The sequence below is a fragment of the Psychrobacillus faecigallinarum genome (assembly GCF_014836595.1).
Taxonomy (GTDB): domain Bacteria; phylum Bacillota; class Bacilli; order Bacillales_A; family Planococcaceae; genus Psychrobacillus; species Psychrobacillus faecigallinarum.
In genome coordinates this window covers 26,340-51,092 of the sequence record NZ_JACSQO010000002.1, presented here as the reverse complement: position 1 = coordinate 51,092, position 24,753 = coordinate 26,340, and the positions used below count along the sequence as shown (strand labels likewise).

Annotated in this window: 28 protein-coding genes, 1 pseudogene and 2 other annotated features; of the genes and pseudogenes, 5 read left to right on the top strand and 24 right to left on the bottom strand. The window is 34.8% G+C overall.

What is annotated here, in order from left to right; translation table 11 throughout:
• The first annotated feature begins 246 nt into the window (after window positions 1-246).
• Window positions 247-468 (top strand): DeoR family transcriptional regulator, encoded by a 222-nt coding sequence (locus H9650_RS04980; RefSeq protein ID WP_144537096.1) that lies wholly within the window; start codon window positions 247-249, stop codon window positions 466-468.
• 29 nt (window positions 469-497) lie between these two features.
• Here the strand turns inward: H9650_RS04980 and H9650_RS04975 are convergent, their stop codons facing one another.
• Complete coding sequence (locus H9650_RS04975; protein ID WP_144535220.1) at window positions 498-1,220, bottom strand: pseudouridine synthase; 723 nt, start codon at window positions 1,218-1,220, stop codon at window positions 498-500.
• On the bottom strand, window positions 1,221-2,846 hold the full coding sequence (locus H9650_RS04970) for a putative polysaccharide biosynthesis protein (protein WP_144535218.1): 1,626 nt from the start codon (window positions 2,844-2,846) through the stop codon (window positions 1,221-1,223). It abuts the gene before it with no gap.
• Window positions 2,847-2,949: 103 nt separating this feature from the next.
• Between H9650_RS04970 and H9650_RS04965 the strand changes: the two genes are divergently transcribed.
• The 3 genes from H9650_RS04965 (at window position 2,950) to H9650_RS04955 (ending at window position 6,526) form a co-directional block, all read left to right on the top strand.
• A complete protein-coding gene (locus tag H9650_RS04965; protein WP_191696737.1) occupies window positions 2,950-4,203 on the top strand; it encodes a BaiN/RdsA family NAD(P)/FAD-dependent oxidoreductase in 1,254 nt (417 codons plus the stop codon).
• A 74-nt stretch (window positions 4,204-4,277) separates the two neighbouring features.
• Window positions 4,278-4,503, top strand: a binding site (T-box leader).
• A 65-nt stretch (window positions 4,504-4,568) separates the two neighbouring features.
• Window positions 4,569-5,957: an anthranilate synthase component I gene (trpE, locus tag H9650_RS04960; protein WP_144535214.1), complete on the top strand. Its 1,389-nt coding sequence runs from the start codon at window positions 4,569-4,571 to the stop codon at window positions 5,955-5,957.
• Window positions 5,954-6,526, top strand: coding sequence for an aminodeoxychorismate/anthranilate synthase component II (locus H9650_RS04955; protein WP_191696736.1), 573 nt, complete (start codon window positions 5,954-5,956; stop codon window positions 6,524-6,526). Before trpE ends, H9650_RS04955 begins: the two co-directional genes overlap by 4 nt.
• 313 nt (window positions 6,527-6,839) lie before the next feature.
• Here H9650_RS04955 and H9650_RS04950 read toward each other — a convergent pair whose 3' ends face one another.
• The 12 genes from H9650_RS04950 to H9650_RS04895 form a co-directional block, all read right to left on the bottom strand.
• Window positions 6,840-7,082, bottom strand: coding sequence for a hypothetical protein (locus H9650_RS04950; protein WP_191696735.1), 243 nt, complete (start codon window positions 7,080-7,082; stop codon window positions 6,840-6,842).
• Window positions 7,083-7,165: 83 nt separating this feature from the next.
• Window positions 7,166-9,577, bottom strand: coding sequence for a leucine--tRNA ligase (gene leuS, locus H9650_RS04945; RefSeq protein WP_191696734.1), 2,412 nt, complete (start codon window positions 9,575-9,577; stop codon window positions 7,166-7,168).
• A gap of 98 nt (window positions 9,578-9,675) precedes the next feature.
• Window positions 9,676-9,891 (bottom strand) — a binding site (T-box leader).
• An 85-nt stretch (window positions 9,892-9,976) separates the two neighbouring features.
• Entirely contained in the window at window positions 9,977-10,630 is a 654-nt protein-coding gene (locus H9650_RS04940) for a 3-oxoacid CoA-transferase subunit B (protein WP_144535206.1), read from the bottom strand.
• Window positions 10,631-10,643: 13 nt separating this feature from the next.
• Window positions 10,644-11,333, bottom strand: coding sequence for a CoA transferase subunit A (locus tag H9650_RS04935; RefSeq protein ID WP_144535204.1), 690 nt, complete (start codon window positions 11,331-11,333; stop codon window positions 10,644-10,646).
• Window positions 11,334-11,571: 238 nt separating this feature from the next.
• Entirely contained in the window at window positions 11,572-13,536 is a 1,965-nt protein-coding gene (locus H9650_RS04930; protein ID WP_191696733.1) for an LTA synthase family protein, read from the bottom strand.
• 415 nt (window positions 13,537-13,951) lie between these two features.
• Window positions 13,952-14,512: a DUF4256 domain-containing protein gene (locus H9650_RS04925; protein ID WP_191696732.1), complete on the bottom strand. Its 561-nt coding sequence runs from the start codon at window positions 14,510-14,512 to the stop codon at window positions 13,952-13,954.
• Between the two features lie 27 nt (window positions 14,513-14,539).
• A complete protein-coding gene (locus tag H9650_RS04920; RefSeq protein ID WP_191696731.1) occupies window positions 14,540-14,959 on the bottom strand; it encodes a flavoprotein in 420 nt (139 codons plus the stop codon).
• 113 nt (window positions 14,960-15,072) lie between these two features.
• Window positions 15,073-15,507: an SMI1/KNR4 family protein gene (locus H9650_RS04915; protein ID WP_191696730.1), complete on the bottom strand. Its 435-nt coding sequence runs from the start codon at window positions 15,505-15,507 to the stop codon at window positions 15,073-15,075.
• 77 nt (window positions 15,508-15,584) lie between these two features.
• Window positions 15,585-16,091, bottom strand: a complete 507-nt coding sequence (locus tag H9650_RS04910) for a hypothetical protein (protein ID WP_154310289.1) — start codon at window positions 16,089-16,091, stop codon at window positions 15,585-15,587.
• A 358-nt stretch (window positions 16,092-16,449) separates the two neighbouring features.
• A complete protein-coding gene (locus tag H9650_RS04905; protein WP_191696729.1) occupies window positions 16,450-17,088 on the bottom strand; it encodes a hypothetical protein in 639 nt (212 codons plus the stop codon).
• Window positions 17,089-17,149: 61 nt separating this feature from the next.
• Window positions 17,150-17,710, bottom strand: coding sequence for a cysteine hydrolase family protein (locus H9650_RS04900; RefSeq protein WP_191696728.1), 561 nt, complete (start codon window positions 17,708-17,710; stop codon window positions 17,150-17,152).
• Window positions 17,711-17,784: 74 nt separating this feature from the next.
• On the bottom strand, window positions 17,785-18,207 hold the full coding sequence (locus H9650_RS04895) for a carboxymuconolactone decarboxylase family protein (RefSeq protein ID WP_191696727.1): 423 nt from the start codon (window positions 18,205-18,207) through the stop codon (window positions 17,785-17,787).
• A gap of 121 nt (window positions 18,208-18,328) precedes the next feature.
• Between H9650_RS04895 and H9650_RS04890 the strand changes: the two genes are divergently transcribed.
• Entirely contained in the window at window positions 18,329-18,769 is a 441-nt protein-coding gene (locus tag H9650_RS04890) for an Lrp/AsnC family transcriptional regulator (protein ID WP_191696726.1), read from the top strand.
• 251 nt (window positions 18,770-19,020) lie between these two features.
• Here H9650_RS04890 and H9650_RS04885 read toward each other — a convergent pair whose 3' ends face one another.
• The 10 genes and pseudogenes from H9650_RS04885 to H9650_RS04845 all read right to left on the bottom strand — a co-directional run bounded on the left by H9650_RS04885 (window position 19,021) and on the right by H9650_RS04845 (window position 24,708).
• Window positions 19,021-19,425 (bottom strand): hypothetical protein, encoded by a 405-nt coding sequence (locus tag H9650_RS04885; RefSeq protein WP_191696725.1) that lies wholly within the window; start codon window positions 19,423-19,425, stop codon window positions 19,021-19,023.
• Window positions 19,426-19,694: 269 nt separating this feature from the next.
• Window positions 19,695-20,003, bottom strand: a pseudogene (locus H9650_RS20865) (DUF6843 domain-containing protein); the annotation flags it as partial.
• 205 nt (window positions 20,004-20,208) lie between these two features.
• The gene (locus H9650_RS04880) at window positions 20,209-20,661 is read right to left on the bottom strand and encodes an NUDIX hydrolase (RefSeq protein ID WP_191696724.1); all 453 of its coding nucleotides are present in this window, start codon (window positions 20,659-20,661) and stop codon (window positions 20,209-20,211) included.
• A 53-nt stretch (window positions 20,662-20,714) separates the two neighbouring features.
• Window positions 20,715-21,176 carry a hypothetical protein gene (locus tag H9650_RS04875; protein WP_191696723.1) on the bottom strand — a complete coding sequence of 154 codons (462 nt, stop codon included), beginning with the start codon at window positions 21,174-21,176 and terminating at the stop codon, window positions 20,715-20,717.
• Window positions 21,177-21,346: 170 nt separating this feature from the next.
• Complete coding sequence (locus H9650_RS04870) at window positions 21,347-21,721, bottom strand: hypothetical protein (RefSeq protein ID WP_191696722.1); 375 nt, start codon at window positions 21,719-21,721, stop codon at window positions 21,347-21,349.
• A 354-nt stretch (window positions 21,722-22,075) separates the two neighbouring features.
• Window positions 22,076-22,366: an RNA polymerase alpha subunit C-terminal domain-containing protein gene (locus H9650_RS04865; RefSeq protein WP_144535182.1), complete on the bottom strand. Its 291-nt coding sequence runs from the start codon at window positions 22,364-22,366 to the stop codon at window positions 22,076-22,078.
• A 118-nt stretch (window positions 22,367-22,484) separates the two neighbouring features.
• Window positions 22,485-23,003 (bottom strand): GNAT family N-acetyltransferase, encoded by a 519-nt coding sequence (locus H9650_RS04860; RefSeq protein ID WP_144535180.1) that lies wholly within the window; start codon window positions 23,001-23,003, stop codon window positions 22,485-22,487.
• Between the two features lie 121 nt (window positions 23,004-23,124).
• Entirely contained in the window at window positions 23,125-23,634 is a 510-nt protein-coding gene (locus tag H9650_RS04855) for a YfiT family bacillithiol transferase (RefSeq protein WP_191696721.1), read from the bottom strand.
• Window positions 23,635-23,861: 227 nt separating this feature from the next.
• A complete protein-coding gene (locus tag H9650_RS04850; protein WP_225215927.1) occupies window positions 23,862-24,077 on the bottom strand; it encodes a DUF6366 family protein in 216 nt (71 codons plus the stop codon).
• A gap of 178 nt (window positions 24,078-24,255) precedes the next feature.
• Window positions 24,256-24,708: a GNAT family N-acetyltransferase gene (locus tag H9650_RS04845; protein ID WP_191696720.1), complete on the bottom strand. Its 453-nt coding sequence runs from the start codon at window positions 24,706-24,708 to the stop codon at window positions 24,256-24,258.
• Between the last annotated feature and the right edge of the window lie 45 nt (window positions 24,709-24,753).

Genomic DNA, 24,753 nt, shown 5'->3' with positions numbered 1-24,753 from the left:
ATTAGAAAATCCAGTCATGAATGGGTTCTTTTAACTTCCTTAGAAGAACTTCATATGTTTTTTTTGTAAATAATCAGTTATTTTTATAGAAATTTCTTTGTAATTCTACTATAATTAAATTGTCAGATAATAAAATTCTGACTACCAAAATGTAAAGGGGCTGTCAATTGCAATACATCTGTTGCTTTTCGCCCAAGTCGTCCGCTAGTCTTGCCACGAGATATCAAGATGAAGGAGTGGTTATTTTTGAAACCTACTACTGATCGGATGCTCACTCGAATCAAAGATATGTATATGTTCATCCGAGACAACGGAACTGTTACAACACAAGATCTGGTCGATGAATTTGGAATCACTCCTCGAACAATTCAACGAGATTTGAATGTACTTGCGTTTAATGACCTAGTCATTAGTCCAACAAGAGGCAAATGGACCACGACGAACAAACGAGTTAAAATGACATCTTAGATTCACTATATTAAAAAGAATGACCACGCTTATGCATGGTCATTCTTTTGTTCTAAACTTATTAATTCCTCAGTCGTTAACTCCCGGTAAGACCCTTCTTCTAGAGAATTATCTAGCTTTAAAGCCCCCATCGAAAGTCTCTTTAAATAAATTACTTCCTTGTCTACTGACTGAAACATCCTTTTCACTTGATGGAACTTTCCTTCGGTGATAGTCAGCTCAATTTCAGATATTTGATCACTCTTCAAAATATGAAGATGCCCAGGCTTCGTATGATACCCATCATCTAAAATTACTCCTTCTTTAAATGCCTCTACGTCTGATTCTGTTACTCTTCCTGCAACTTTTGCATAATATACTTTCGGAACATCCTTTTTAGGAGATAACAGCCGATGTGTAAGCGCACCGTCATTTGTTAAGAGAAGCAGCCCAACTGTATCCTTATCTAGTCTTCCGACGGGATACGGCTCAAAATGTCTTACATCATCGTCTAGCAGGTCAATTACAGTTTGGTCTCTAGAATCTTCTGTTGCAGAAACAACCCCGGGTGGCTTGTTCATCATTAAATAGATGAACTCTCTATATTCCACCACTTCCCCATAAACGGAAACTTGATCCTCTAATTCATTGACATGCGTGGACCCATTTTTAGCAACGGTATTGTTTATTTCAATTGCCTTTGACTTGATGAGTACCTTTACTTCACTTCTTGTACCGTATCCCATGTGAGACAGAAATTTATCTAATCGCATTTATTTCTCCTTAAAACCTAATTTTTTCGTAAAGCGCGTAATCTTCTCACCAAATAACTTTTGTGCTAAGCCAAGACGAAGAGTTATGTAGCCATAAAAAACTGCTCCGATACTAGCACATACCATGATGACCAATAATGCTTCCATTTTACTATCAATCACAAACAGGTTCTCTAAGCCTAGTTTGATAACGAATACTATTGTTAACATAAGTGCATTAACAATGAGTATAAGTATACTTCTTCTAATCACCATAGTGGATTTATAATGCAATGTTTTTCGAATCGCAAACATATTCAACCCTATTGCCACTAAATAGCCACAAGCTGTTGCCAATATAGCACCATCTGTTTCAAACGCTTTTATAAGCGGTGTGTTCAATAATAGCTTGGTAAGTATACCCAATAATAGATTTAAAATAATTAGTTTTTGACGATCTATCCCCTGCAAAATTGCAGTTGTTACTGGATATAAAGCAAATAATATTGCTACAGGTGCATAATGTGCAAGAACTGTAGAACCTGTTTTGCTTGTCTCATAAAACAAGTGATAAAAATCACCTGACAATACTGCAATTCCCATTGCTGCTGGAACTGTTAGAAATAATAATATTTGAAATGATTGGTCTAATGATTTTCTTACTTGAACAAAATCTTGTTTCGCATAATAACTCGTGATAAAAGGTATTAAAGCCATACTAAATCCGGTAGCTAGCATGACCGGTATCATCACTAATTTATGAGTTGAATAGTTTAACATCCCTAACAAAGTATTAGATATATCTCCGCTTATTCCGATGCTAGACATCGCTCTATTAAAAGTAATCATATCGATAAATTGAAATAGCGGATTAATCACTCCGACTAATGCAAATGGTACCGTATAAATTAATATTTCTTTGTATATATTTTTGAGAGAAACATCTGACCTAGGACTGCCAGAATCATTTAACTTTAAATCAAATTCTGGCTTTAGCTTTTTCCAATACCAATAGAGAACACCCAGACTGGCCAATGCTCCTAAAAAGGCAGCAAATACCGCAAAGGAAATCGCTGTCTTCTCCGTTCCGTTTAATATGTATACAACAAAGAATCCTCCGGCTAACACGAACAAAATACGTACTATTTGCTCCCAAAGCTGAGAAACCGCCGTTGGTGTCATATGCTGATAGCCTTGGAAGAAACCTCTTATTAAACTCATAAGCGGTACAACGATTACTGCGAAGCTGACATATTTAATCACACTAGCTACATCATTAAGAGAAAAAGCTGCTTCATCATCCTTAATGATCATATGTGCAATAGGATCCGCTAAGAAAAAAAGAATAAGGAATCCTAAGAAACCAGTGATACTCATTAATAGCATACTGGATTTCATTAGCTTCCTTCCTGTAGCATAATCTCCAAGAGCATTATATTTGGAAACAAACTTTGAAACTGCAACTGGTACTCCTGAAACAGCTATTGCCAGCATGATTGAATAAGGAGTATAAGCGTATTGATAAAGCGCAATGTATTCCTCGCCAATAATTTGATAAAAAGGAATTACATAAAGAACTCCTAAAATTCTAGATAACAAGAGACCGACCGTTAAGATCATTGTCCCTTTTAATAAATTCGATGCCATCAAACCCGCCCAATCCTTTAAAATGTCTATATTACAGTTTACAACTGTCTCATCAAAACTACAATCATGTATAATAAAGAAAAAATGAAAGTGTGAATTTACTATGTATGACGTAATTATTATCGGTGGGGGTCCCTCAGGACTTATGGCCGCTGCCGCAGCTGGCGCTGAAAACAAAAAGGTTTTATTGATTGAAAAAGGGAATAAGCTAGGGAAAAAGCTTGCTATATCTGGTGGAGGTCGATGCAACGTCACGAATAGACTTCCTCAGGAGGAAATCGTAAAAAACATACCAGGAAATGGTCGATTTCTATTCAGTCCATTCTCCGTCTTTAACAATGAAGATATTATTGCCTTTTTTGAGAACTTAGGTGTTCCGTTAAAAGAGGAAGACCATGGTAGAATGTTCCCTGTTTCCAACAAGGCAATGGATGTTGTGAACGCTCTTCTTGACGAATTAAAAAGATTAAAAGTAGATATAAAGCTAAATGCTCCCGTTTCTAAACTGTTAATGAATGAAGAAAAAGTTATTGGAATTAGATTGGCGACTGGCGAAGAAATAACTGCTGGAGCTATAGTTGTTGCTGTCGGTGGAAAGGCCGTTCCTCAAACAGGCTCAACCGGAGATGGCTACCCTTGGGCTGAAAAAGCTGGGCATACGGTAACCGATTTATATCCAACAGAGGTTCCTTTATTATCTAGTGAGGCATTCATAAAGTCTAAGGAGCTTCAAGGGCTAGCACTTAGAGATGTAGCTGTTTCAGTTCTAAATAAAAAAGGAAAAGCAATCATCACACATCAAATGGACATGCTCTTTACACATTTTGGCTTAAGTGGTCCTGCTATTTTACGTTGTAGCCAGTTCGTTGTAAAAGAAATTAAGAAAAATGGCGGACCAGTTTCTGTAAGAATTGATAGCCTACCTGAAATAAATGAAGAAGAAACTTTCCAAAAGCTCCTCTCTTCTATTAAGGAAGATCCTAAGAAAGCTGTTAAAAATGTATGGAAAGGACTAGTTCCAGAAAGATGGCTTTTGTTTTTGTTGGAACAAGCAAAAATACAAGAAAGTGAAGATGGCCAAAACCTATCCCACGAGAAAATCAGATCCCTCGCCCATCTATTAAAGCAGTTTGTTGTTAAGGTACATGGTACTCAGCCCCTTGAAAAAGCCTTTGTCACTGGTGGCGGCGTTTCTATTAAAGAGATTGAGCCAAAGACAATGGCATCGAAGAAAAAAGCTGGCCTATACTTTTGTGGGGAAATATTAGACATACACGGCTATACAGGTGGCTATAACATTACCTCCGCTCTTGTCACGGGAAAACTAGCTGGCATGAGTGCAGCAAAAGTATTTTAGATTAAATGGATAAAATTTGGAATATTTTATACGAATCCATTGAATTTTGAAACTATTTATAATACAATGGTCTTTAATGAGCGATGACGAAGAGTAGTAGTCATATGTGATGCCTTAGAGAGCTGACGGTTGGTGCAAGTCAGTGCATAGCATATGATGAATGGGCTTCTGAGTTCCAAGGCCGAAATGATAGTAGGCCTTGGCGTTTGTCTACGTTACAGGACTAGCAGCTATGAGCTGCAAACAAGTGGATTACAATAGTAATCAATGAAGGTGGCACCACGGCTCTCCGTCCTTTTTGGATGGAGGGCCTTTTTGTATTCTTTTTTAGATGAGCCGAGTCGAGAAAGAGGAGAGTGTAGAAAATGACAGTTGAGACGAGAAGCTATGAAATGAAAGAAATCCAAGGGGATATGATGACTCCTATCTCCATTTATCACTCCTTAAGTGGAATGAAAAAAATGCTATTTGAATCCTCTGCAAAGCACGAGGAAAGCGGACGCTACTCTTTTATAGTATTAAACCCTGTAGCAGAAATTAAAGGCAATCAGTTTAATTATGTATTTACAGACGAACAAGGAAACAAAGAAGTTGGTCATGAACCCATTATCGATAAACTTAAAACCATTCTTCCTGAACACAATGAACAATATCCCTTTTCTTTTTTTGGTGGAATGCTGGGTTATTTTGGATATGAAACGGCATTTTATAACGAACGAATCGGAGAGTATCTTCCCGATGATTTAAATATGCCTGATATTCATGTGTTATTTTACGATACCTTTCTTATTTATGATCATTTAAAACAAAAGGTGACAATCGCAGCTATTGATTTATTTTTAAGTGGGCGTTCTCCCGAGCATATGAAAAAGGATATTGAAATAATTTATGAAGACCTCCAAGCGGGTTCTCCACAGCAAGGAGAGTTGGGAGGTAGCCTATCATTTAAGCCGGCGATAAAAGAAGATGACTTTAAAGAAATGGTGGAGAAAGCAAAGCAACATATCGTAAAAGGAGATATATTCCAAGTGGTGATCTCACAGCGCTTCTCCTCTCCTTTTAAAGGAAATCCATTCTCTCTTTATCGGCAACTGAGAACTTCTAATCCATCACCTTATATGTTTTACATGGATTTCGAAGATTATATCGTTTTAGGTACTTCTCCTGAGAGTCTAGTAAAGGTAAAGAATGGATTTGTCACTACTAATCCAATTGCAGGAACAAAGCCACGAGGGAAAACCTCAGAAGAAGATAAGCAAATTGCTGCCAGTTTATTAATAGATGAAAAAGAAGTAGCAGAGCATCGAATGCTTGTTGACTTAGGAAGAAATGACATAGGCAAAATTTCTGAAATTGGCACCGTTCAGGTAAATAAATATATGCAAATAGAATTGTACAAGTATGTCATGCATATAGTTTCAGAGGTAACAGGACGTTTAACAAAAGATACTCACGCATTAGATGTATTGGCAACATGCTTACCAGCGGGCACTGTTTCCGGAGCACCAAAAATTCGAGCTATGCAAATTATAAACGAATTGGAGCCTATGAAACGCGGGGTTTATGCTGGTGCAGTAGGTTATATTTCAGTATCAGGAGATATGGATCTCGCTCTCGCAATTAGAACAATGGTTGTAAAAGATAATGAGGCATTTGTGCAGGCTGGTGCGGGTATTGTTTATGATTCCATTCCTAAAAATGAATATGAGGAAACGTTAAACAAGGCAAAAGCACTTTTGGAGGTGCACAGATGATACTCCTAATAGATAATTATGATTCCTTTACGTATAATCTCTATCAGCAATTAGGTATTCTTGGTAAGGATGTTAAGATTATTAGAAATGATGCTATTACCATTGAAGCTATTTATAAGCTTTGCCCGGAAGCAATTGTCATCTCCCCTGGACCAGGTAATCCGCTTGAAGCAGGTATTTCTGTTGAAGTTATTCAAGCATTTTATAAGAAATACCCTATCCTTGGAATTTGTCTTGGTCACCAATCGATTGGTGCTGCTTTTGGTGCCAATGTCGTGCAGGCTAAAACAATTATGCACGGCAAGCTATCTACAATACATCATACACAAAATGAATTGTTCCACGGGTTTGAAGGCCCTATATCCGTCATGCGTTATCACTCTCTTGTCATTGAAGAGGATAGTTTACAAGATTGTTTCGAGGTTCTCGCAAGAGCTGATGATGATCATGAAATTATGGCAATAAAGCACAGGGACTATCCACTTTATGGACTTCAGTTTCACCCTGAGTCTATTGGAACAGAGCATGGTACTGTTCTTATGAAGGCTTTTGTAGATACATTGGATTAACCTTGAAAGGAGAGTTTGATGGTAGCTGCTCTTGGTATTATTTTAGTTCATATTGTTGGCTTGCTTTTGTTAAAGTTCATGTTTCCAAAAGAAGATATTGCTTCATGAAAAGTGCAAATGGTTTGCAGGAAAAGTTTAATTAATAGGTTGCAGATTTTCGCTTTCGGCGGTCGCTTTCCGTGGGGTGAGCGATAAGCCATCACCGTCGCTTACGCGTCGTTTGTGATGGCTTATCAGTCTCACTCATCCCACAGGAGTCGCCGCCTGTCGCTGCAATCATGTGGGGTGTAGTAGTGAGAAAGTGGACGACTTTTCAATGGATGAAAGTGTTGTGGTGAACATGAAATTTTGAAGATTTGCGAGAACCTTGCGGTGATGAGTAATAACCTTGCACAGATGAAGTGGAACATTGCAGTGATGGAGCAAAACCTTGCACAAAACGCTTGAAATGTTGCGCAGACGACGTTAAGAGTTGCACAAACAGATAAAAGGCTTTGTCGGAAAGTAACAAGCCATCATCCCTTTTTAGCTGCTCTTCCTGTTTTGTCTCAATCATCTCTCAGTTCTCATCATGCTTGTGTTTTTCTAAAAAATAAAGCTGCTTAACTCTCATAAGAGACTAAGCAGCTTTATTATTTATTAAATAACGATGTTTACCATTTTACCAGGGATTGCAATGATTTTTTTGACTTCGTTGCCTTCAATCCATTGTTGAACTTGTTCAGAAGCTAATGCCAATGCTTCTAGCTCATCTTTTGTTGCGTCTTTAGAAACGACAAGTTTTGCACGAACTTTCCCTTTGATCTGTACTGGAATTTCAACCTCGTTGTCCACAAGCTTGGATTCATCGAATGTTGGCCAAGATTCATAAGCGATAGAATTATCATTGCCTAAAATGCTCCAAAGCTCCTCTGAGATATGAGGAACAATAGGAGAAATAAGCTTCACGAAGCCCTCTACATATTCCTTAGAAATTTTCTCAGCTTTATATCCTTCATTAATAAATACCATCATTTGAGAGATAGCCGTGTTATAGTGCATTGCCTCGTAATCCTCTGTTACCTTCTTAACCGTTTGGTGGTACGCTTTTTCCATATTGTCAGATGATGTGTCGCTAACTTTCGGGCTTAGAGTGCCCTCTTCTGTTACGAATAATCTCCAAATACGATCCAAGAATCTACGAGAGCCGTCTAGACCATTCGTTGACCATGGTTTAGAAGAATCTAGAGGTCCCATGAACATTTCATATAAACGAAGTGAATCAGCTCCGTGGCTCTTCACGATATCATCAGGATTAACTACATTCCCTTTAGATTTAGACATTTTCTCGTGATTTTCACCTAAGATCATTCCTTGGTTAAATAATTTTTGGAATGGCTCTTTCGTTGTAACAACACCGATATCATATAGGAATTTATGCCAGAAACGTGCATATAGCAAGTGAAGTACAGCATGCTCTGCCCCACCTACGTAAAGATCTACTGGCAACCAGCGTTTTACTAGCTCTGGATCAATTAGTGCTTCATCATTATGTGGATCGATGTAGCGTATATAATACCAGCAGCTTCCTGCCCACTGAGGCATTGTATTTGTTTCACGACGTCCTTTTTTACCAGTCACTGGGTCCACTACATTTACCCATTCCTCAATATTAGCTAATGGAGATTCACCTGTACCACTTGGCTTGATATCAGTAGTAACAGGTAGCATAAGTGGAAGCTCTGATTCATCTACAGGTGTTGAAGTTCCATCTTCCCAATGGATAATCGGAATTGGTTCTCCCCAATAACGCTGACGGCTGAACAACCAGTCACGTAAACGATAAGTAATTTTCTTCTCGCCTTTTCCATTCGCTTCAAACCATTCAATTGCTTTAGCGATTGCTTCTTCTTTGTTAAGACCATTTAAGAAATCCGAATTAACAAGTATGCCATCCTCTGTGTAAGCAGCTTCTTCAATGCTTCCACCCGAAACAACTTCTACAATCGGAAGATCGAATTGCTTAGCAAACTCATAGTCACGCTCATCATGTGCAGGAACTGCCATGATAGCACCTGTTCCATATGTTGCTAAAACATAGTCTGCGATCCAGATTGGCATTTTTTCACCACTAACTGGATTGATGGCATAGGCTCCTGTAAACACTCCAGTTTTATGTTTGGCAAGATCTGTACGCTCTAAATCACTTTTCAATTTTACTTGATCTTTATAAGCTTGAACTGCTTCCTGCTGCTCTGGAGTTGTAATAGCATCCACTAATTTATGCTCTGGTGCCAATACTGCATATGTTGCGCCAAAAATAGTATCTGGACGAGTCGTAAATGCTTGGAAGGATTCCTTTGTTCCTGCAACTTCAAACGTTAGCTCTGCTCCTTCAGAACGGCCAATCCAGTTACGTTGCATTTCTTTCAAGCTCTCTGGCCAATCTAAATCATCTAAATCCTCCAACAATCTATCTGCATAAGCCGTAATGCGAAGAACCCATTGGCGCATTGGTCTACGCTCTACTGGATGCCCACCACGTTCAGATAAGCCATCAATTACCTCTTCATTCGCTAGAACTGTACCTAATGCTGGACACCAGTTTACTGGCACTTCATCCACGTAAGCTAAGCCCTTTTTATAAAGCTGGATGAAGATCCATTGTGTCCATTTATAATAGGAAGGATCGGTTGTATTGATTTCTCTATCCCAATCATAAGAAAAGCCAAGATCCATCATTTGACGTTTGAACGTCGCAATATTTTTTGCAGTAAATTCTGCAGGATCATTACCTGTATCAATTGCATACTGCTCTGCAGGAAGACCGAATGCATCCCATCCCATTGGGTGAAGTACATTGTAGCCTTGTTTACGTTTAAATGCACTTAGAATATCTGTTGCAATATATCCAAGTGGATGGCCCACGTGTAGACCTACTCCTGATGGATATGGGAACATATCTAATGCATAAAATTTTGGTTTGGAAGGATCATCAATCATTTTATATGTCTTGTTTTCTTTCCAATAACTTTGCCACTTTTGCTCAATTGCTTCATGATTAAAGCTCATCTTTCTTCCTCCTTCAGTTAATGGCGCTTTATAACTATCATTGGTTTAAAATCCCAAAAGATAACAGCGCCAAATAAAAAAACTCGCCCCTTAAAAAACTAAGGGACGAGAGATATACTCACGCGGTACCACCCAAATTAGTGAAAAAATTATCACTCAACTTGTTTCCTTAACGCGGAAAACGGTATAAGCTACTAATCGTTCACTTATACAGACTCAAAGGCGAGTTCAATAATTCGTTACACTAACTTGCACCAGATGTTAGCTCTCTTCAGAAACGAGTGTTATTTACTATTCCTTTTCTTAGTCGAATTTTATTCAATGTAATGCATTTATTCTAATGGATATTGAAGGAAAACACAAGATGTACTCTCATCAAAAATTTTATATTATGAGAAATTAAATCGCTACATTCTCTTTTACATCTTTGATGATTAAACCAGCTTCAGTAGCATCGATAATATCTTGAACAGAATACCCTTCAAATACCTCTTTTAACTCTAGGCCATCTTCAGTTACTTCAATCATTGCCCGTTCTGTTATTATTTTATTCACAACTGCCTTACCAGTTAGAGGCAAGGCACATTCTTTTTTAATCTTTGCGGAGCCGTCCTTCGCACAATGGTCCATAATAACAATTATTTTCTTGGCACCATGTACAAGATCCATCGCTCCTCCCATTCCTTTAATCATCTTACCTGGGATCATCCAGTTAGCTAAATCTCCCTTTTCGGATACCTCCATTGCCCCTAAAATAGCAACATCTACATGTCCTCCGCGTATCATCGCAAAGGATTCAGCACTTGAGAAGAAGGATGACCCTGGTATTGTAGTAACTGTTTCCTTACCAGCATTGATAAGGTCTGGATCCACTTCTTGCTCCGTTGGATATGGCCCTATGCCTAAAAGTCCATTCTCTGATTGAAGCACCACTGTCTTATCTGGCGATATAAAGTTGGCAACCAAGGTAGGAATTCCAATCCCTAGATTTACATAGTTCCCATTTTCAATTTCTTTTTCTGCTCTTCTCGCAATTTTTTCACGTGTATTCATCCGAATCTCCCCCTTATGAACGTGTCGTTAGACGTTCGATTCTTTTTTCCTGCTCTGCTTGGAACAGACCTTGGACATAAATACTTGGTGTATGTATTTGGGCTGGATCTAAATCGCCTGTCTCTACGATTTCCTCTACTTCTGCTATCGTCACCAAACCAGCAGCAGCCATCATTGGATTGAAGTTTTGAGCTGTTTTGTTGTATATTAGGTTACCAAACTTATCTGCCTTAGCCGCCCGAATCAAGGCATAATCTGCTCTAAGGGCTTCTTCAAGAACATATTCCTTACCGTCATAAATACGTACCTCTTTACCCTCTGCAACTACTGTACCTACACCTGCTGGAGTAAAAAATGCAGGAATTCCTGCCCCTCCGGCACGAATTTTTTCCGCTAAAGTACCTTGTGGAGTGAGCTCAACTTCAATCTCTCCTGAAATTACTTGTCTTTCAAACTCTTTATTTTCACCTACATAGGAGCCTATCATTTTTTTAATCTGTTTATTTTTTAGTAAAAGGCCTAGGCCCCAGTCATCTACGCCACAGTTATTGGAAATTACGGTTAAATCCTTTACCCCTTTATCAACTAACGCTAAAATTAGCTGCTCTGGAATACCTACTAATCCAAATCCGCCTACCATTAACGTCATGCCGTCTTCAATACCTGCGACAGCTTCTTTTGCTGAACTATAAATCGGTTTCATATCCCTATCCCCTTTCAAAAAATACAGCCTACCCTATTATATTCTCAAATATCGGACTACTCCGCAAACCTTTTTGATTATTTACGGTATATATTCATCTCGAGACAGTATATCAAATCTTAAAAATGCTTCTTTTGGTAACAAAATTCTTATTACATTTTTTTAGAATAAAAAAAAGAACAAATTCCACATGGAGAATTTGTTCTTTAATCGGATTAAATTATATTAAATAAATCTATTATTTTTCGTTGTCAGCTTTTTCTGTTACATCCTTATTATAATTATATTGAGAAGGATTAACCTTAGTAAAGCCTGCCGGTGTATAAAATCTCAATAAGTCACCATTTACAACTTTATCAGATAAATGCAACCTGTTTTCTACTCTTTTCTTATACTCATTCGCTTTTTGAATTTGATTATCATCAACTAGTGGCAAACCAGTTGTTGCATCATAGAATTTTTCATCAATTGAATAGATAGTAGGGCTGACATAATCACCATTTCTGAAAGGTACAATATCATTATATTCTTTTGATAATATGTCTGTACCAAATTGAACATAATCTTGTGAATCAATTCCAAGTAAGTGTAATAAGGTTGGAAGAAGGTCTATTTGCCCTCCATAAGTATGATTGACTCCACCTTGCATCTCAGGAACGTGAATAATTAAAGGTACCCGTTGTAAATTAGTACTTTCGTAAGGAGTAATTTCTTTTCCAATGATTTGTTCCATGGCTTTATTATGATTTTCAGAAATACCATAATGATCACCATAAAAAACAAGCATACTGTTATCATATAAGCCGGAGTTTTGTAATTCACCAATGAACTGTTCAATTGCTTCATCAGCATAACGAGCAGTTTGGAAATAATCATCTACACTTGCATCACCAGTATCTGCTTTATCAATTGTTGTTAAGTTTTGATTCATTTTATATGGATAATGGTTCCCAACCGTAATAAATTTAGCATAGAAAGGTTGAGGTAAAGTTTTTACATATTCTAATGATTGTTCAAAGAATGGCTTGTCCAATAATCCATATTCAGCCATATCTTCTTTAGAAGTAGTGTCATAATAATTGGCATCAAAGAAATGCTCATAGCCGAATGATTTATAAATCTCATTACGATTCCAGAAAGTGCCGTTATTGCCGTGGAATACAGCAGATGTATAACCATCTTTTTTTAAAATCGCGGGAGCTGATTGATAAGTATTCTGACCTTTTGTAATAAATGCAGACCCTTGTGGTAAACCAAACAATGAGTTTTCAAGCATGAATTCAGCATCCGAAGTTTTGCCTTGCGCTGTTTCATGGAAGAAATTATCAAAGTATAGTGTATTCGGATCTTTTATTAATGAATTTAAGAATGGTGTAACTTCTTCACCGTTTAATTTATAATTCATTAAAAAGTTTTGGAATGACTCCAAATGGATATAGATGACGTTCATTTCTTTTGCAGCGCCGAAATATTCTGGATTAGGCTCCGCAGAGATAGATTTTGTATAGTTAATAACTTCTGTCATATCATCGCTATCAGCTAAAGCCCTCTGTGAAGATGCCTTTATAGTTTCAGTAGCGTCATAAATAGTATAGTTATACATTCCTAAATACTTAACAATATAGTTTCTATCAAAACCACGAGTTAATAACTGTGGACGATCATAGTTAGCTAATCCTAAATTTAATGCAAATATTCCTATTACAAAAGCAAGCCCAGCAATTGCTTTCTTATATCCAACTCTACTATTGTTTTTTTGTATTTTTTTAGACACACATAGATAAGCTAACAAAAATACATCGACAAAGAACATGATATCGTAGGGTTTTAATAAAGAAATAACACTGCCGCCTAAGTCTCCAAAATTCTGCGTTTGAGTAATCGTTGGTAATGTAATAAAGTCACTAAAAAATCTATAATAAACTACATTTGCATATAAAAGGAAGGACATTAAAGCATAAATAACAGCAAGTAATGTGTATCTTCCTCGACCTTTGAAAGCAAAAGAAAATCCAAGAAATAGCAAGGCAGAGCCAAGCGGATTTATAAATAAAAGGAATTGTTGAAGGAGTCCTTCTACTCCTAAGTTAAACTGAGTTACTTGCGTGATATATGTTTTAATCCATAACATGAAAACGGCTAAAATAAACAGACTACTAAACTTGTTTAAAAAGGCAGTCTTGTTTTTATTTAAAATTTCCATTTGATCACCTTCCTATAAGTCTAGTATTTCAAGATTTAAATTTAATATTATATTTAGGGGAACATAATTTTAATATAATTTCTAAAGCTAATATAACCTACCTCTTTCTTCGACTTTTGTCAAGTAAAAAAACTACTGCATTTATCTTTGCAGAGCCTTTAGATAGATACTTATCATTATATATCGATACTTCTTTTCATGGTGCTGACTTTATATTTGAAGGGATTATAAAAATTAGATACTTAGTTGAAGACCCACATTTAAATTGGAATTAATTAACAAAAACCTCTTGCTCCATTTTAAAGTCCATTGGAGTAAGAGGTTTTGATTTTTGGGGTAATATATTTAACAAGCCGAATAATAGAGATTTATCAACTATAGTTGAACAAGAAAAAAGAGCTGCTTATGTCAAAATTTAAACTCTTAAAGAGCCACGGAAGCCCCGTGCAGCATAATAAGAATCTGCTCCATTGTGGTACATAAATACAGTATCGTAGCGACGATCACAAAAGATGGCTCCCCCGAATTTTCTAATATTATCAGGTGTTTGCACCCAGCTAGACGTTTTCAAATCGAATTCTCCAAGCTTCTGAAGCTCCCGGTATTGTTCCTCCGTTAAAAGCTCAATACCCATATCAGCTGCCATATCAAGAACGCTATTCTCTGGTTTGTGTTTTTTCCTTGACTCCAGTGCTTCACGGTCATAACAAACGCTTCTGCGACCCTTAGGACTTTCCGCTGAACAATCATAAAAAATGAATTCGGCTGTTGTTTTATCATATCCAACAACATCAGGTTCACCGCCAGTTACTTCCATTTCATGGAGCGACCACAGTTTATCAGTGTTAGCTTCAAGCTGAGCTTGTACTTTAACCCAGTCAAGTCCCATATGCCGGTTCATATTTTTCTCAAAACGGTCTTTCAAAGTTTCAAATAGTTCCTCACGTTGCTCTGGTGAATACTCCTTACTTGTCATATAATCTTCCTCCTATATTGTTTTTATTCAAATTTGTTTTGTGTTAATGAATGTACTAACATTAGTAACTCCTGCTTCTATATAACTTCTTACTAAATTCCATTCGTTCTTGCTATTTTTTTGGAACGTTTGAAAGAACAAATTTGCTGTGTCTAATTTCTTACCTCGAATAACCAAAGTAGCAGATAAAATAGCCATAGTTTCGTCATCTCTTAAAGGAAGAACTGTAATTACATTTATCATCCACTCTGCATTATTTTCTTTTGCAAATTTAAAACCTTGTTCCCATCCATTTAATGATTCTTCATAACCAAAGTCAACTATATTTCCCTCTTTTATTTCTCTAGCTTTATACTCTTGTGATATTAAGTTTTTCATGCCTGTTAAAGATGAATTTCTCCAAACATCCAAATAAGAATCTAAAAACATTGAAAATGAGCTGGGCATTGAGGTGCCTCCTTAATATTGTTTGTAATTACAATTCTATATAAGAAGGAACATACCTTTATTTTAACCTGAACTGTTATTAGAAACATAATAAATTATTGAAGTGTCCAAATTTATTCATCATCAAAGTCATCCTCGATCTTTTTTTCTGAAATTAAAATAATAAATTCTTTTAAATTAGAGGCATATTCTTCAAGTTCTGCGTCTTCGTGATACCATATATAAATCTCATTCTCCATTCTTCCATTATTAATTTTAAAACATAATTTATCTCCCGAACCATCATCACCAATTGCTATAAGCTCTTTTGAGATATCTTCTTTGACCTCAGTGTTTTGTCTAACAATATCATCCCAAGTCTTTTTAGGATTTCTCTGGTCTTTGATAGGAAAAAGTGTCCATTCACCTACTTCTGCATTATTGATTAACTTGAAAAGTTCCTTATATTGTCCTGGGAAGACTGCACCTAGCTTATCTTCCGTTTCCTTTATGTCTGATTCATTAACGCCGGTTTTCCTTGTATGTATTAGTCCTATTACATCTTTCATTAAATAACCTTCCTGTCGTTTTTAATATTTTTCCTTCTATAACCTCACCTATTTATTTTGTTGAAGAAAAAAACAACTCAGTCACTTTGAATTTCAAAGCAAAAATATCCAAATGGCAAATGCTTTTCTTTTAATTTCATTTCAGATTTTGCTATTTTCATCATCTTGAGTAGAATTTCTCTTAAAGAGTCCTTATATACTTTAAGTGCCTTTTGATATGAAACAACATCGTTATGTTTGCATAATGGATATAGTATGGCACCTAGATTCATATCATTAAGTACTCTAGGGGTATCTACTGAATCTAGACAATCTAAGATGTGCATCTTTTGGTCCTTTTCATCAAACCAATCTCTGCATTCTATATAAAACATATATTCCTCAAATTCTATTTGGTGATTCAGTTCTTCATTGATATAGAATGGTGTCACTCTAAGACAATTAGTCGTTGAATTACAACTAATAATTTCTTCAAGGATACCTTTTAAATCTGTAATGGTCGGGTAATATCTATATTTTCCCTTATAGTAAGCTGTATTATTGTATATTATTCCATTAATCTTCCCTCTTTTTTTCTTCAACACAATTCACCACTTCCCTGTTTTCCCGAGCTAACTTGTTATATTTTGCTTCCATTAGTTTAACAAGAAAAAAAGAGCTGTCTATACAGCTCTTTGATTTTTCAAATACCTCTGAGAGAATAGTATGATTATTTATGTTGTTCAACTATTAAATCTATTCCATCTCAAACAGTTTTTGTTCTATCAAATTTAAAATTGCAAGTATATAGCTATTATCCTCTTCCAATTTATAATAGAATTTATCATTATTATCATAAGTCACGGGATTCCCTTGAAATACACCATATAAATTCTGAGTATCCTTATTAAATACATCCTTTTCAAACTTTTTAAGGTATTTTGAAGCTGTATCGTCGGAAAATCATTTTAACAATTTGATTAATGCTAGAATTTTTTCATCGTTACCTGGGTCTACATATACTAGCTTTGTATTTTCAATAATATCGGTGTAGAATTTTTCACCGGCAGGGTAACTGCCATCCCAACGTGATGGAATGTTATAAACATTAATCGTCCCATCCCCATTACCACTATAGGTTACTGATCCGTCTACTAAACGAGAACCTGCTAACTGGATAACATCTTCTGGATAGCTAGCACTTGTATCGTCATTAGGATTTATTAGAGTACCAGCTGGAATATGTTGAACATATAAGCCATCTATCTCTTGATTGGCACCTAGCTTCAGCCAGACTCGAGCGTATTCAATTTGCTCACTAGAATACTGAGATAGTATTTCTTTATCTTCCTTAGATGCTTCATTTGAATCACTACTGCTTTTGGTACTGACTGAATTAATTTTTAACGTTTCTTTTGTAGATGTATCATTTACACCATCAGCGGTCTCCTTTAAAATACTTTTTTCTGTTTCTTTTGTTGATTCTAAAGCAGAATTTTTTTCTGAAGAATCATTTATGTATTCTTCATTAGTGTTGTTAGAGCATCCTACTAGCATACATAAAGAAATATTAAAATAAAGGATCTTAGTTATTTTTTTCATTCGACAACGTATTCCTTTCATTACTGTAAAATCAGTTAAAGGTTTGATAACATCTTAGAATTTAAAGCAATTGATTTATTAGTTGTTCTGTTGTAAGTATAGTAGCGAACTCTTCATTTAAAGTAGCTAGTGAAGTATTATGTATAGTCTCGGCATCATAGTAATTATCATTTTGGTCTTTCATACCAAACGCTGCTGTCGCATCAGATATAAGGTATGTATTAAAACCTAGATTCCCACTCATTCTTGTAGTCGTAGATACACAATGCGGCGTAGTTAAACCTGTTATTATTAATGTTGTTATATGATTTAATTTCAAGAACTCTTCCAAATTTGTACCAATAAAACTACTATTAACTTTCTTTGTTATAATTACTTCCTCTTCAATGGGTTCAACTAACTCTTTTATAGCAAATCCCTCATTCATTGGATGAAATACAGAACTAGGGTTATCCGACATATGTTTAATATGCACTACTTGCCACCCTTTCTCTCTCCACAACGTTAGAATTCTACTAATGTTTTCTTCTGCATTTAAATTATTTCTCTCTCCCCATTTTTTATCATTAAAAGCTTTTTGTACATCTATCACTATTAACGCTTTATTTTCTTTATCTAACATAATTCCTCCTAAAATTTTGAATTTATCATTTATTTCATTTTATGTGCCTATTCTATTAAGTTCAACTGTAATCGTTATTTTTCAACATTGATCGCTTCTAATTTCATAATGGCACCAAAATACTGTGAAGCCGTAGTTAACGTAATAAACGCAATAAGCTCACTAATCTCTGCATCTGAAAGAGTTTCTTTCAAAACTTTAAATTGAGCATCTGAAATATTCTCTTTTTGTTTTATAAATACCTCCACAAATCCAACAGCAATGGATGTTTTTTCATCAAATAAATGCGGTTCAGGTTTTCCCTTTACTTTGCAATACTCACAACCATTACTTTGTGCTAAAGTTCTCCTTACTTGTTCTTTTAATTGAGATGATAAATGCCCATCTTTTTCTAAAATTTCGCCTAATTGATTCCACCCGTTCAATACATCTTTGTTATGCCCTAAAAGTTTTTGAAAAGAGGTCTCCCCGAAATCTGACTGATTAATTCTTGCCATAATTATTACCTCCTTTTAGTATTTATCATACCGAATAATTCTATCGCTTTACATTAAATGTGATATCATTTTAAAGATATTACTTTAAAAAATTAACGTAAAAGGAGAATTTACTTTAAAAATGAAAATAGATTCAACTGATAAGAAAATTATAGATGAATTAAGGCAAAATAGTCGATTATCGATGAGTGAACTAGGAAGAAGAATCAATTTATCTTCACCATCTGTAACAGAACGGGTAAAACAAATGGAGTCATTTGGAATTATAAAGAGGTATACATTAGAAGTCGATTACGAGAAATTAGGGCTCCCAATCCAATGTATTATAGAAGCAACAGTTAAAAATGGAGATTATAATTCTTTTAAAACCTATATTGAAGGTCTCCCAAATGTGGAATTTTGTTACCGAATAGCAGGAAATGCTTGTTATATGCTTAAGATGCAATTCGAGACTTTTTCGAAAGCAGAGGAATTTATAGAAGATGTAAATCCTTACGCCCACACTGTAACACATTTCATTTTTTCTCAAGTCCAAACGAAATTACGAATGGATTCTTATTGATCTTTCCTATTACTTGGTTAACTATGCTGCGTTACGTTAAATGCAACATTACGACAGGGATTGCCGTATTGTGAATATAAAAAGAGACCATCGAAAAATGATGGTCCTGTTTTTCCGTTATTTAATATTGAAATGCACTCTGGTTGTCAATAACAAGATTCGCATAGTAATGCAGCCAATAGCAACAACTCTTCTAAATTTATTATAATTTTAATAATTTTTTTAATAAAACAGCTCATTAGACGGATAAGCTATCTTCTTTTTAAAATATACTTTTCAGGAGAACCATAGGCTTGTTCCCCCTGATAGTAAGCTAGTTTATTTGGTATGCAAGAAATTATGAACGGCAGTCCAGACCAGATTAAATCTTCTAATGCTTTTATTAATGGTAGTTCTTTTCCATCAACATCACTTTCTGCCGATGTTATTACATAGCATAGATTTCCTGCCCCTTGTTTTTTCAACAACTTCTCAATTTTTTCAGGGTCTGAATTCGGTTTAGGAATTTCAAGCATTAATTCTTTACGGATGAAATTGTTTCTTCTTCCAAAAGCATCATAGCGTTTTTGGGGTGAAGAAAGTTCGAATAAAACTCTTTGCTGAATTCTTTTTTCAAAAAATGTCTTAACAATTATTTCTTCAATTTCTTTATTCATCTATACACTCACTTTTTTCTTTAATGATTTAATATCAGCACATTGAAAATTTTACAGCTCTGTTTTGAATTAAGATAGCTGAAAATATAATCGATATGTTTCATTACTAATATTTGAAGCGTTAACTATCAAACCCGTAAACCATCTAACATAAACTAAGCCACACCTCTATAGATATGACTTTTATGACTTATTAAAATTCTTTGGACCATGTTTCAGTTTCACTATCATACACATATATTTATCTGTTAATTGATTTAAATACTACGTCAATAACAATGTTCTTGATTTGAATCAAACGTTCGCGACATTCTCTCAGATAATAGATTACCGTTCGCAGTATGGATTCCTCCAGAGACATCCATATTTATTTCCTTTACTATCTTACCTTCATTGTCTATATAAAAAGCTTTTTCTTTATGCCAACCCAAATCAATAATAAATTTTGATGGGGATGAAGTTAAGATATTTCCATGTTCAGGTACTATAAATAGCAAGGTATCGTCTTTAATTTCCAGCTCTTTCTCATTAGGTTGATTGAAATAAATGTTAAAACATCCTTTGAACCCTTCAGGTAAATTATAAACACGGTAGTATTATTGCTTGGTTTACTTAACCACCACACTAGGCCAACCATCAGAACTATACAAATCAAAATCCACAACATCCTCGACATATCACTACTCCAATCACTTACTTACAGTTATGTAGTCGCTTTGTATACTATTTTCTTATTAATCTCAAAACCTAACTTTTAAAAGCAATATTATTATATGATATTTCCTACCCTATAAGCTTCACTATACCGTCTTTGTATTCAAATAAATAATCATTCTCTTTTTCTAATAAGACAGGTAGGTACTGAATTACCATTTCGGCAATCCCTAAGTTATTCGGGTTCATTATCCAATCTACTTGTTTCCAATTGAGGATCCCTTCTCGTGTTTTTTGTATGGGTTCATTCCCTAATGTCGCATCTACTTCAAATAAGTACACGTATAACCCATCTTTTTCTCCATCATTTTTATCCCATGTAATTACACCTTTTGAATAATATTTGTCTACTTTGATACCTGTTTCTTCAAATACTTCACGAATTGCACCTTCATCAGCTGTTTCTCCTGCTTCATTTTTACCGCCAACTCCATTCCAGACACCCATTATAGGTGGCTTTTCACGATTCAGCATTAGGATACGGTCATTGCTTTTCAAAAAACAAACATTATATTTAAACACTAAATCATCTCCTCAATTAAATTAAAAACCTGCTCCGTAATTTGAACAAGTACCTATGAATTATTAATAATCAGTTCTCCATCTGGTTTAACGGTAACCAATGGATACTCAGGAGTGTTCTCTTCGGTTAATATAATTTCTTTACCAAGGATCTTCGATAACTCCCTCATAAATTTAAATACCTCAATTGCTTCAGTAACACCTCTAACTTCCTTGGGTTGAATATCAACCTCTAATTCATCTTCTGAAAAGAAATAACAATTGAAAATAATACCCATAATATCAATAGACATCTTAATAGCACTATTCTTCTTTTCGTCAAATAGATGAGTAGCCTCTGTTTTTTCATACACTTTTACTTGACCATCCTTGTAGAAAGCAACCGCCCAATGAGTGCTAAGAATCCAATTCAAAAAAATTTGCCAGTCATTTATATCAACGTCAAGAACATAAATATCCCTTAAGCTTCCATCATTGAAAAACACATCATCCAAAAAATTTTTTGTTATTTCCATTTAATCACTCTCAATCATATTTTTTACGAATTGTATCAATTTCCTTATTGAGTAGAAGAAGCTATTGTCTATATATAATATACCTTTCAGTAGAACCATTCACATTTCACCTTGAGAGTAAGCTAATTTATTTGGTAAGCAAGATTAGGAAAATAATAGTCAAAATTACCTTATTCTAATTTCAGTTTTTTTAGTTTAGAGAAATTTTTATCATAGATGGCTCTTTCAGTTAAATGATGAATCCATTTCATTGCCTTTTCTGTTTCTCTATTTTCTGAGAAACTTTGAATAATAGTTTTAAAGTTAGAACTATAAGGATACTGTTCGTCTTTGCATAAATCCAAAGCATTTTCAAAATTTTTATTCGCCTTGTCTAAATCTTTTAATTTACGATACATTAAACCAATATAGATTAAGCCACTTCCTATTTCTAATTTTGTGAATGGCTCCTCTATTGCTAACTCCATTATTTTTATTGCTTTTTTTCTAAACCCAAAAATTTCGTAGCGATTCGCTTTATTTACATAGCTATCATATTTGTTCATTGTCACACACTCCCTAATAAAACTACCCCTACCTTAGCTTGAAGTAATACAATTTCAACTTAGGTTCCTTATTCAACTAACCTTCCCATTAGGCAAGTGTAACATTTCAGACTTTAAAAAAGACCATCGAATTGATGGCCTTGTGATAAATTGACAGTTTTAAAACTTAATTTCTCATTAAAACTCTGTTCCCTATTGTACTAATGATTTTTTTCTTTATTTAGAGGGTGAGGAACTATTGAAACAAATATACTGGACCCCTATTGAATCCAACCTGAGTTATATAAACTGTTATTTTGTTGTTCAATTTAGGCACGCATTGGTTAATAAAAAGCTTCAAGTATTTTTGTTTTTTTATTCTTTAAATGTTAACCCTTCTTCTTTTAATGAAGTTCTCATAATAGGTAATGAAGCAGGTCCAATGCCATGAATTTTTAAAATTTCTTTTTCAGTATAGCTTGATAGTTCTTGCAAAGTGTCAATTCCTTCATGAACTAATGCATTTCTTGCGGGAGAACTGAGTTTAGAAAGGAACCCACTTTTAGGTTTATTCTTTTTATCACAGGTAGGGCAACTTTGACACTCACTAGTTTTGTAAAACTTATGTCCTTTTTCACAAACCCTTAAACTTTTTTCTACTGTCAACTTAATCCCTCCACACAAAGTCTGCAACTAATTTTATTTATTATTTAGATGTTTTTTATCAATGCCCCATCCGAACAATCGCAAGGATGGTAGATAATAATTCTCCTTTCTAAATGAGTTATATTAGTGTTTTGGTCATTATAAAGTCTATCTGTTCTTCGTCCCCCATATAAAAGGAGTGAGCGCCAGTTTGAATAAACCCCATTTTCTCATAAAAAGCTATAGCATTTTCATTTTTATCCCAAACGCCTAACCAGATTTTCTGTTTATTTCTTTCCACCGCAATGTCCAGGGCTTTATTAAAGAGATATTTACCAATTCCATGTTTTTGAAATTTGTTCTTTATATAAATCCTCTCTATTTCAAGTGATTCATCACCCATTTTTTCAGACTGAGCATCATTGGTATTGATCTTTAAGTAACCTGCAATTTCATTGTTAGAATAAGCAAAAAAGAATTGCGAAGAAATAGTTAAAATTTCTTTTTCTAATTGTTTTAAGTTAAATGCTCTTTCTAAATAGGAATTCATATTCTCAGGTGAATTTTGATGCTTAAATGTCTCATTAAATGTTTCATAACTAATTTTTTGAAGCACAGGTAAATCCTCAATAGTACACTTTTTTAAATTTATAGTCATTTCAATACGTCGCTCCTTTAATAATAAGTAAGAAGTTATGCCCTACAAATGTGTATTAGGAAAAAATATAAACAAAAATTGACCCATCGAACTTCGATAAGCCAATTCCACACATAATGTATTATTTTGATAATGCGATTTTTATATGGGCTAAGTGGTGCTCTTCATGCCAAGCTAATTTTGCTACTTTTGTTGCGGCTGTTATTTTACCATTTTCCTGGTGAGTAAAAGCTCGATCTAATTGCTCTTCAGTTAAACTATATCCTAAAGATACGATGCGCTCATTTATACCTTCTAGCATTTTAATAGAACTTTCTATAGGAAGCTTGGTATCCGGTTGAATAGCCCACTTTTCTTGATCAAAAGCTGGTACTGTTGGATTCTCGTCTGTTAAAGCTAGCTTCAAACGTTGATACATATTCAACTGAGAGTCTGCAATATGATGGACAAGTTGACGAACTGTCCAGCTACCATCACGATATGTTTTACTTAATTCGTCATCGCTTAAAGAGTCAACATTTTCTCTTAAACGAATCGTATAATTTTCGATTTTCTTTAGCCATTCTTGAATATTTTCTAATGTGACTTTTTTAGGAACCTGTAATTCTCCAATTGGGTATCTTGTATCCATTTTCAAACCCCTTCCCTCTTCGTTATTTTACTATTCATTATTACTTAAGTTATTTTACCATATTGTTAAATTTCCGTATTAATAGGCTATATATGTTCATTTTTATTCTCTGCTTGTTTTAAGGTTGGGAACTATCCTACCTTTTTAGTTCAGTAAGACCTGATTAAGAGCCAGCAAGTATTGGATTAAAAAAATTTCTAATTCCGCGAAGCGAATCACAGTTAAAATCATTTTAAAAAAAGTTTATATAAAACAAATCCAACTATTAAAATAATAATCAATATTACTGTACCTTTCCAACCCATACCACCTGTTATATCAGTATAATTTCCATTTTCACCTCGATTAAATCCATCTCTTAATGCCCCGCCAGGATTTTTATTAAGTTCTTGTTGCCTTAACCCTTCTCTTTTTTCCATTGGAGTTTCTTGTCTATTCTTCAAGCCAAACACCTCCTAGATTGCTGTATTATCTATTTTTTATGGTTCACCTTCCTTTACTAAACAATTTCAATGTTTTAAGGGTAATAATTTATACTGGTGGGTTAAAAATAGAACATCGCAATGCTTTTCTCAAAAACACATTCAATCTTGATTCATGTTAATGCCTTGGAAGAGTTACCTATTTTGCAGATATCCATTCATATTGAATATCTGGTAAATTTTCTTCGTTTTCATGACCTCTACTTATGATTTCAAACCCATTAGTTTCATAAAATCTTTGTGCCTTTTCATTTACCTCAAATGTGTACAAGATTAATTTCCCACTAGATTGTGCTTTTGCTTTATCTAGTAATGTCCGCCCTATACCGAATCCTTGATATTTTAGATGAATATATAATTGGTTTATTTCCCTATCATTATATGCAATCATTCCAACCACTTCTTCATCAATTAACGCTAATTCTATTTGAAACCGTTCAGGTAATATATTATTTAAAAAATATACATGATTTTCAAAGTCATGAATTTCTTTTTGGCCAATAGCCTGTTCCTTACTATCTCGCCACATTTCCACTGTTTGTTCTGCATATTTGGAGTTATACGGAGTAATTCTGATTTTATGTTGCTTCATGCTACGCCTCCTCTTTTTATTTCAGACGAACATCCAAAAGCTATA

Bases quoted from the DNA above. Each gene is read 5' to 3' on its own strand.
- H9650_RS04975 (WP_144535220.1), bottom strand. From the start codon at position 1,220: ATGCGATTAGATAAATTTCTGTCTCACATGGGATACGGTACAAGAAGT.
- H9650_RS04970 (WP_144535218.1), bottom strand. From the start codon at position 2,846: ATGGCATCGAATTTATTAAAAGGGACAATGATCTTAACGGTCGGTCTC.
- H9650_RS04965 (WP_191696737.1), top strand. From the start codon at position 2,950: ATGTATGACGTAATTATTATCGGTGGGGGTCCCTCAGGACTTATGGCC.
- trpE (WP_144535214.1), top strand. From the start codon at position 4,569: ATGACAGTTGAGACGAGAAGCTATGAAATGAAAGAAATCCAAGGGGAT.
- H9650_RS04955 (WP_191696736.1), top strand. From the start codon at position 5,954: ATGATACTCCTAATAGATAATTATGATTCCTTTACGTATAATCTCTAT.
- H9650_RS04950 (WP_191696735.1), bottom strand. From the start codon at position 7,082: ATGATTGAGACAAAACAGGAAGAGCAGCTAAAAAGGGATGATGGCTTG.
- leuS (WP_191696734.1), bottom strand. From the start codon at position 9,577: ATGAGCTTTAATCATGAAGCAATTGAGCAAAAGTGGCAAAGTTATTGG.
- H9650_RS04940 (WP_144535206.1), bottom strand. From the start codon at position 10,630: ATGAATACACGTGAAAAAATTGCGAGAAGAGCAGAAAAAGAAATTGAA.
- H9650_RS04935 (WP_144535204.1), bottom strand. From the start codon at position 11,333: ATGAAACCGATTTATAGTTCAGCAAAAGAAGCTGTCGCAGGTATTGAA.
- H9650_RS04930 (WP_191696733.1), bottom strand. From the start codon at position 13,536: ATGGAAATTTTAAATAAAAACAAGACTGCCTTTTTAAACAAGTTTAGT.
- H9650_RS04925 (WP_191696732.1), bottom strand. From the start codon at position 14,512: ATGACAAGTAAGGAGTATTCACCAGAGCAACGTGAGGAACTATTTGAA.
- H9650_RS04920 (WP_191696731.1), bottom strand. From the start codon at position 14,959: ATGCCCAGCTCATTTTCAATGTTTTTAGATTCTTATTTGGATGTTTGG.
- H9650_RS04915 (WP_191696730.1), bottom strand. From the start codon at position 15,507: ATGAAAGATGTAATAGGACTAATACATACAAGGAAAACCGGCGTTAAT.
- H9650_RS04905 (WP_191696729.1), bottom strand. From the start codon at position 17,088: ATGAAAAAAATAACTAAGATCCTTTATTTTAATATTTCTTTATGTATG.
- H9650_RS04900 (WP_191696728.1), bottom strand. From the start codon at position 17,710: ATGTTAGATAAAGAAAATAAAGCGTTAATAGTGATAGATGTACAAAAA.
- H9650_RS04895 (WP_191696727.1), bottom strand. From the start codon at position 18,207: ATGGCAAGAATTAATCAGTCAGATTTCGGGGAGACCTCTTTTCAAAAA.
- H9650_RS04890 (WP_191696726.1), top strand. From the start codon at position 18,329: ATGAAAATAGATTCAACTGATAAGAAAATTATAGATGAATTAAGGCAA.
- H9650_RS04885 (WP_191696725.1), bottom strand. From the start codon at position 19,425: ATGAATAAAGAAATTGAAGAAATAATTGTTAAGACATTTTTTGAAAAA.
- H9650_RS04875 (WP_191696723.1), bottom strand. From the start codon at position 21,176: ATGGAAATAACAAAAAATTTTTTGGATGATGTGTTTTTCAATGATGGA.
- H9650_RS04870 (WP_191696722.1), bottom strand. From the start codon at position 21,721: ATGAACAAATATGATAGCTATGTAAATAAAGCGAATCGCTACGAAATT.
- H9650_RS04860 (WP_144535180.1), bottom strand. From the start codon at position 23,003: ATGACTATAAATTTAAAAAAGTGTACTATTGAGGATTTACCTGTGCTT.
- H9650_RS04855 (WP_191696721.1), bottom strand. From the start codon at position 23,634: ATGGATACAAGATACCCAATTGGAGAATTACAGGTTCCTAAAAAAGTC.
- H9650_RS04845 (WP_191696720.1), bottom strand. From the start codon at position 24,708: ATGAAGCAACATAAAATCAGAATTACTCCGTATAACTCCAAATATGCA.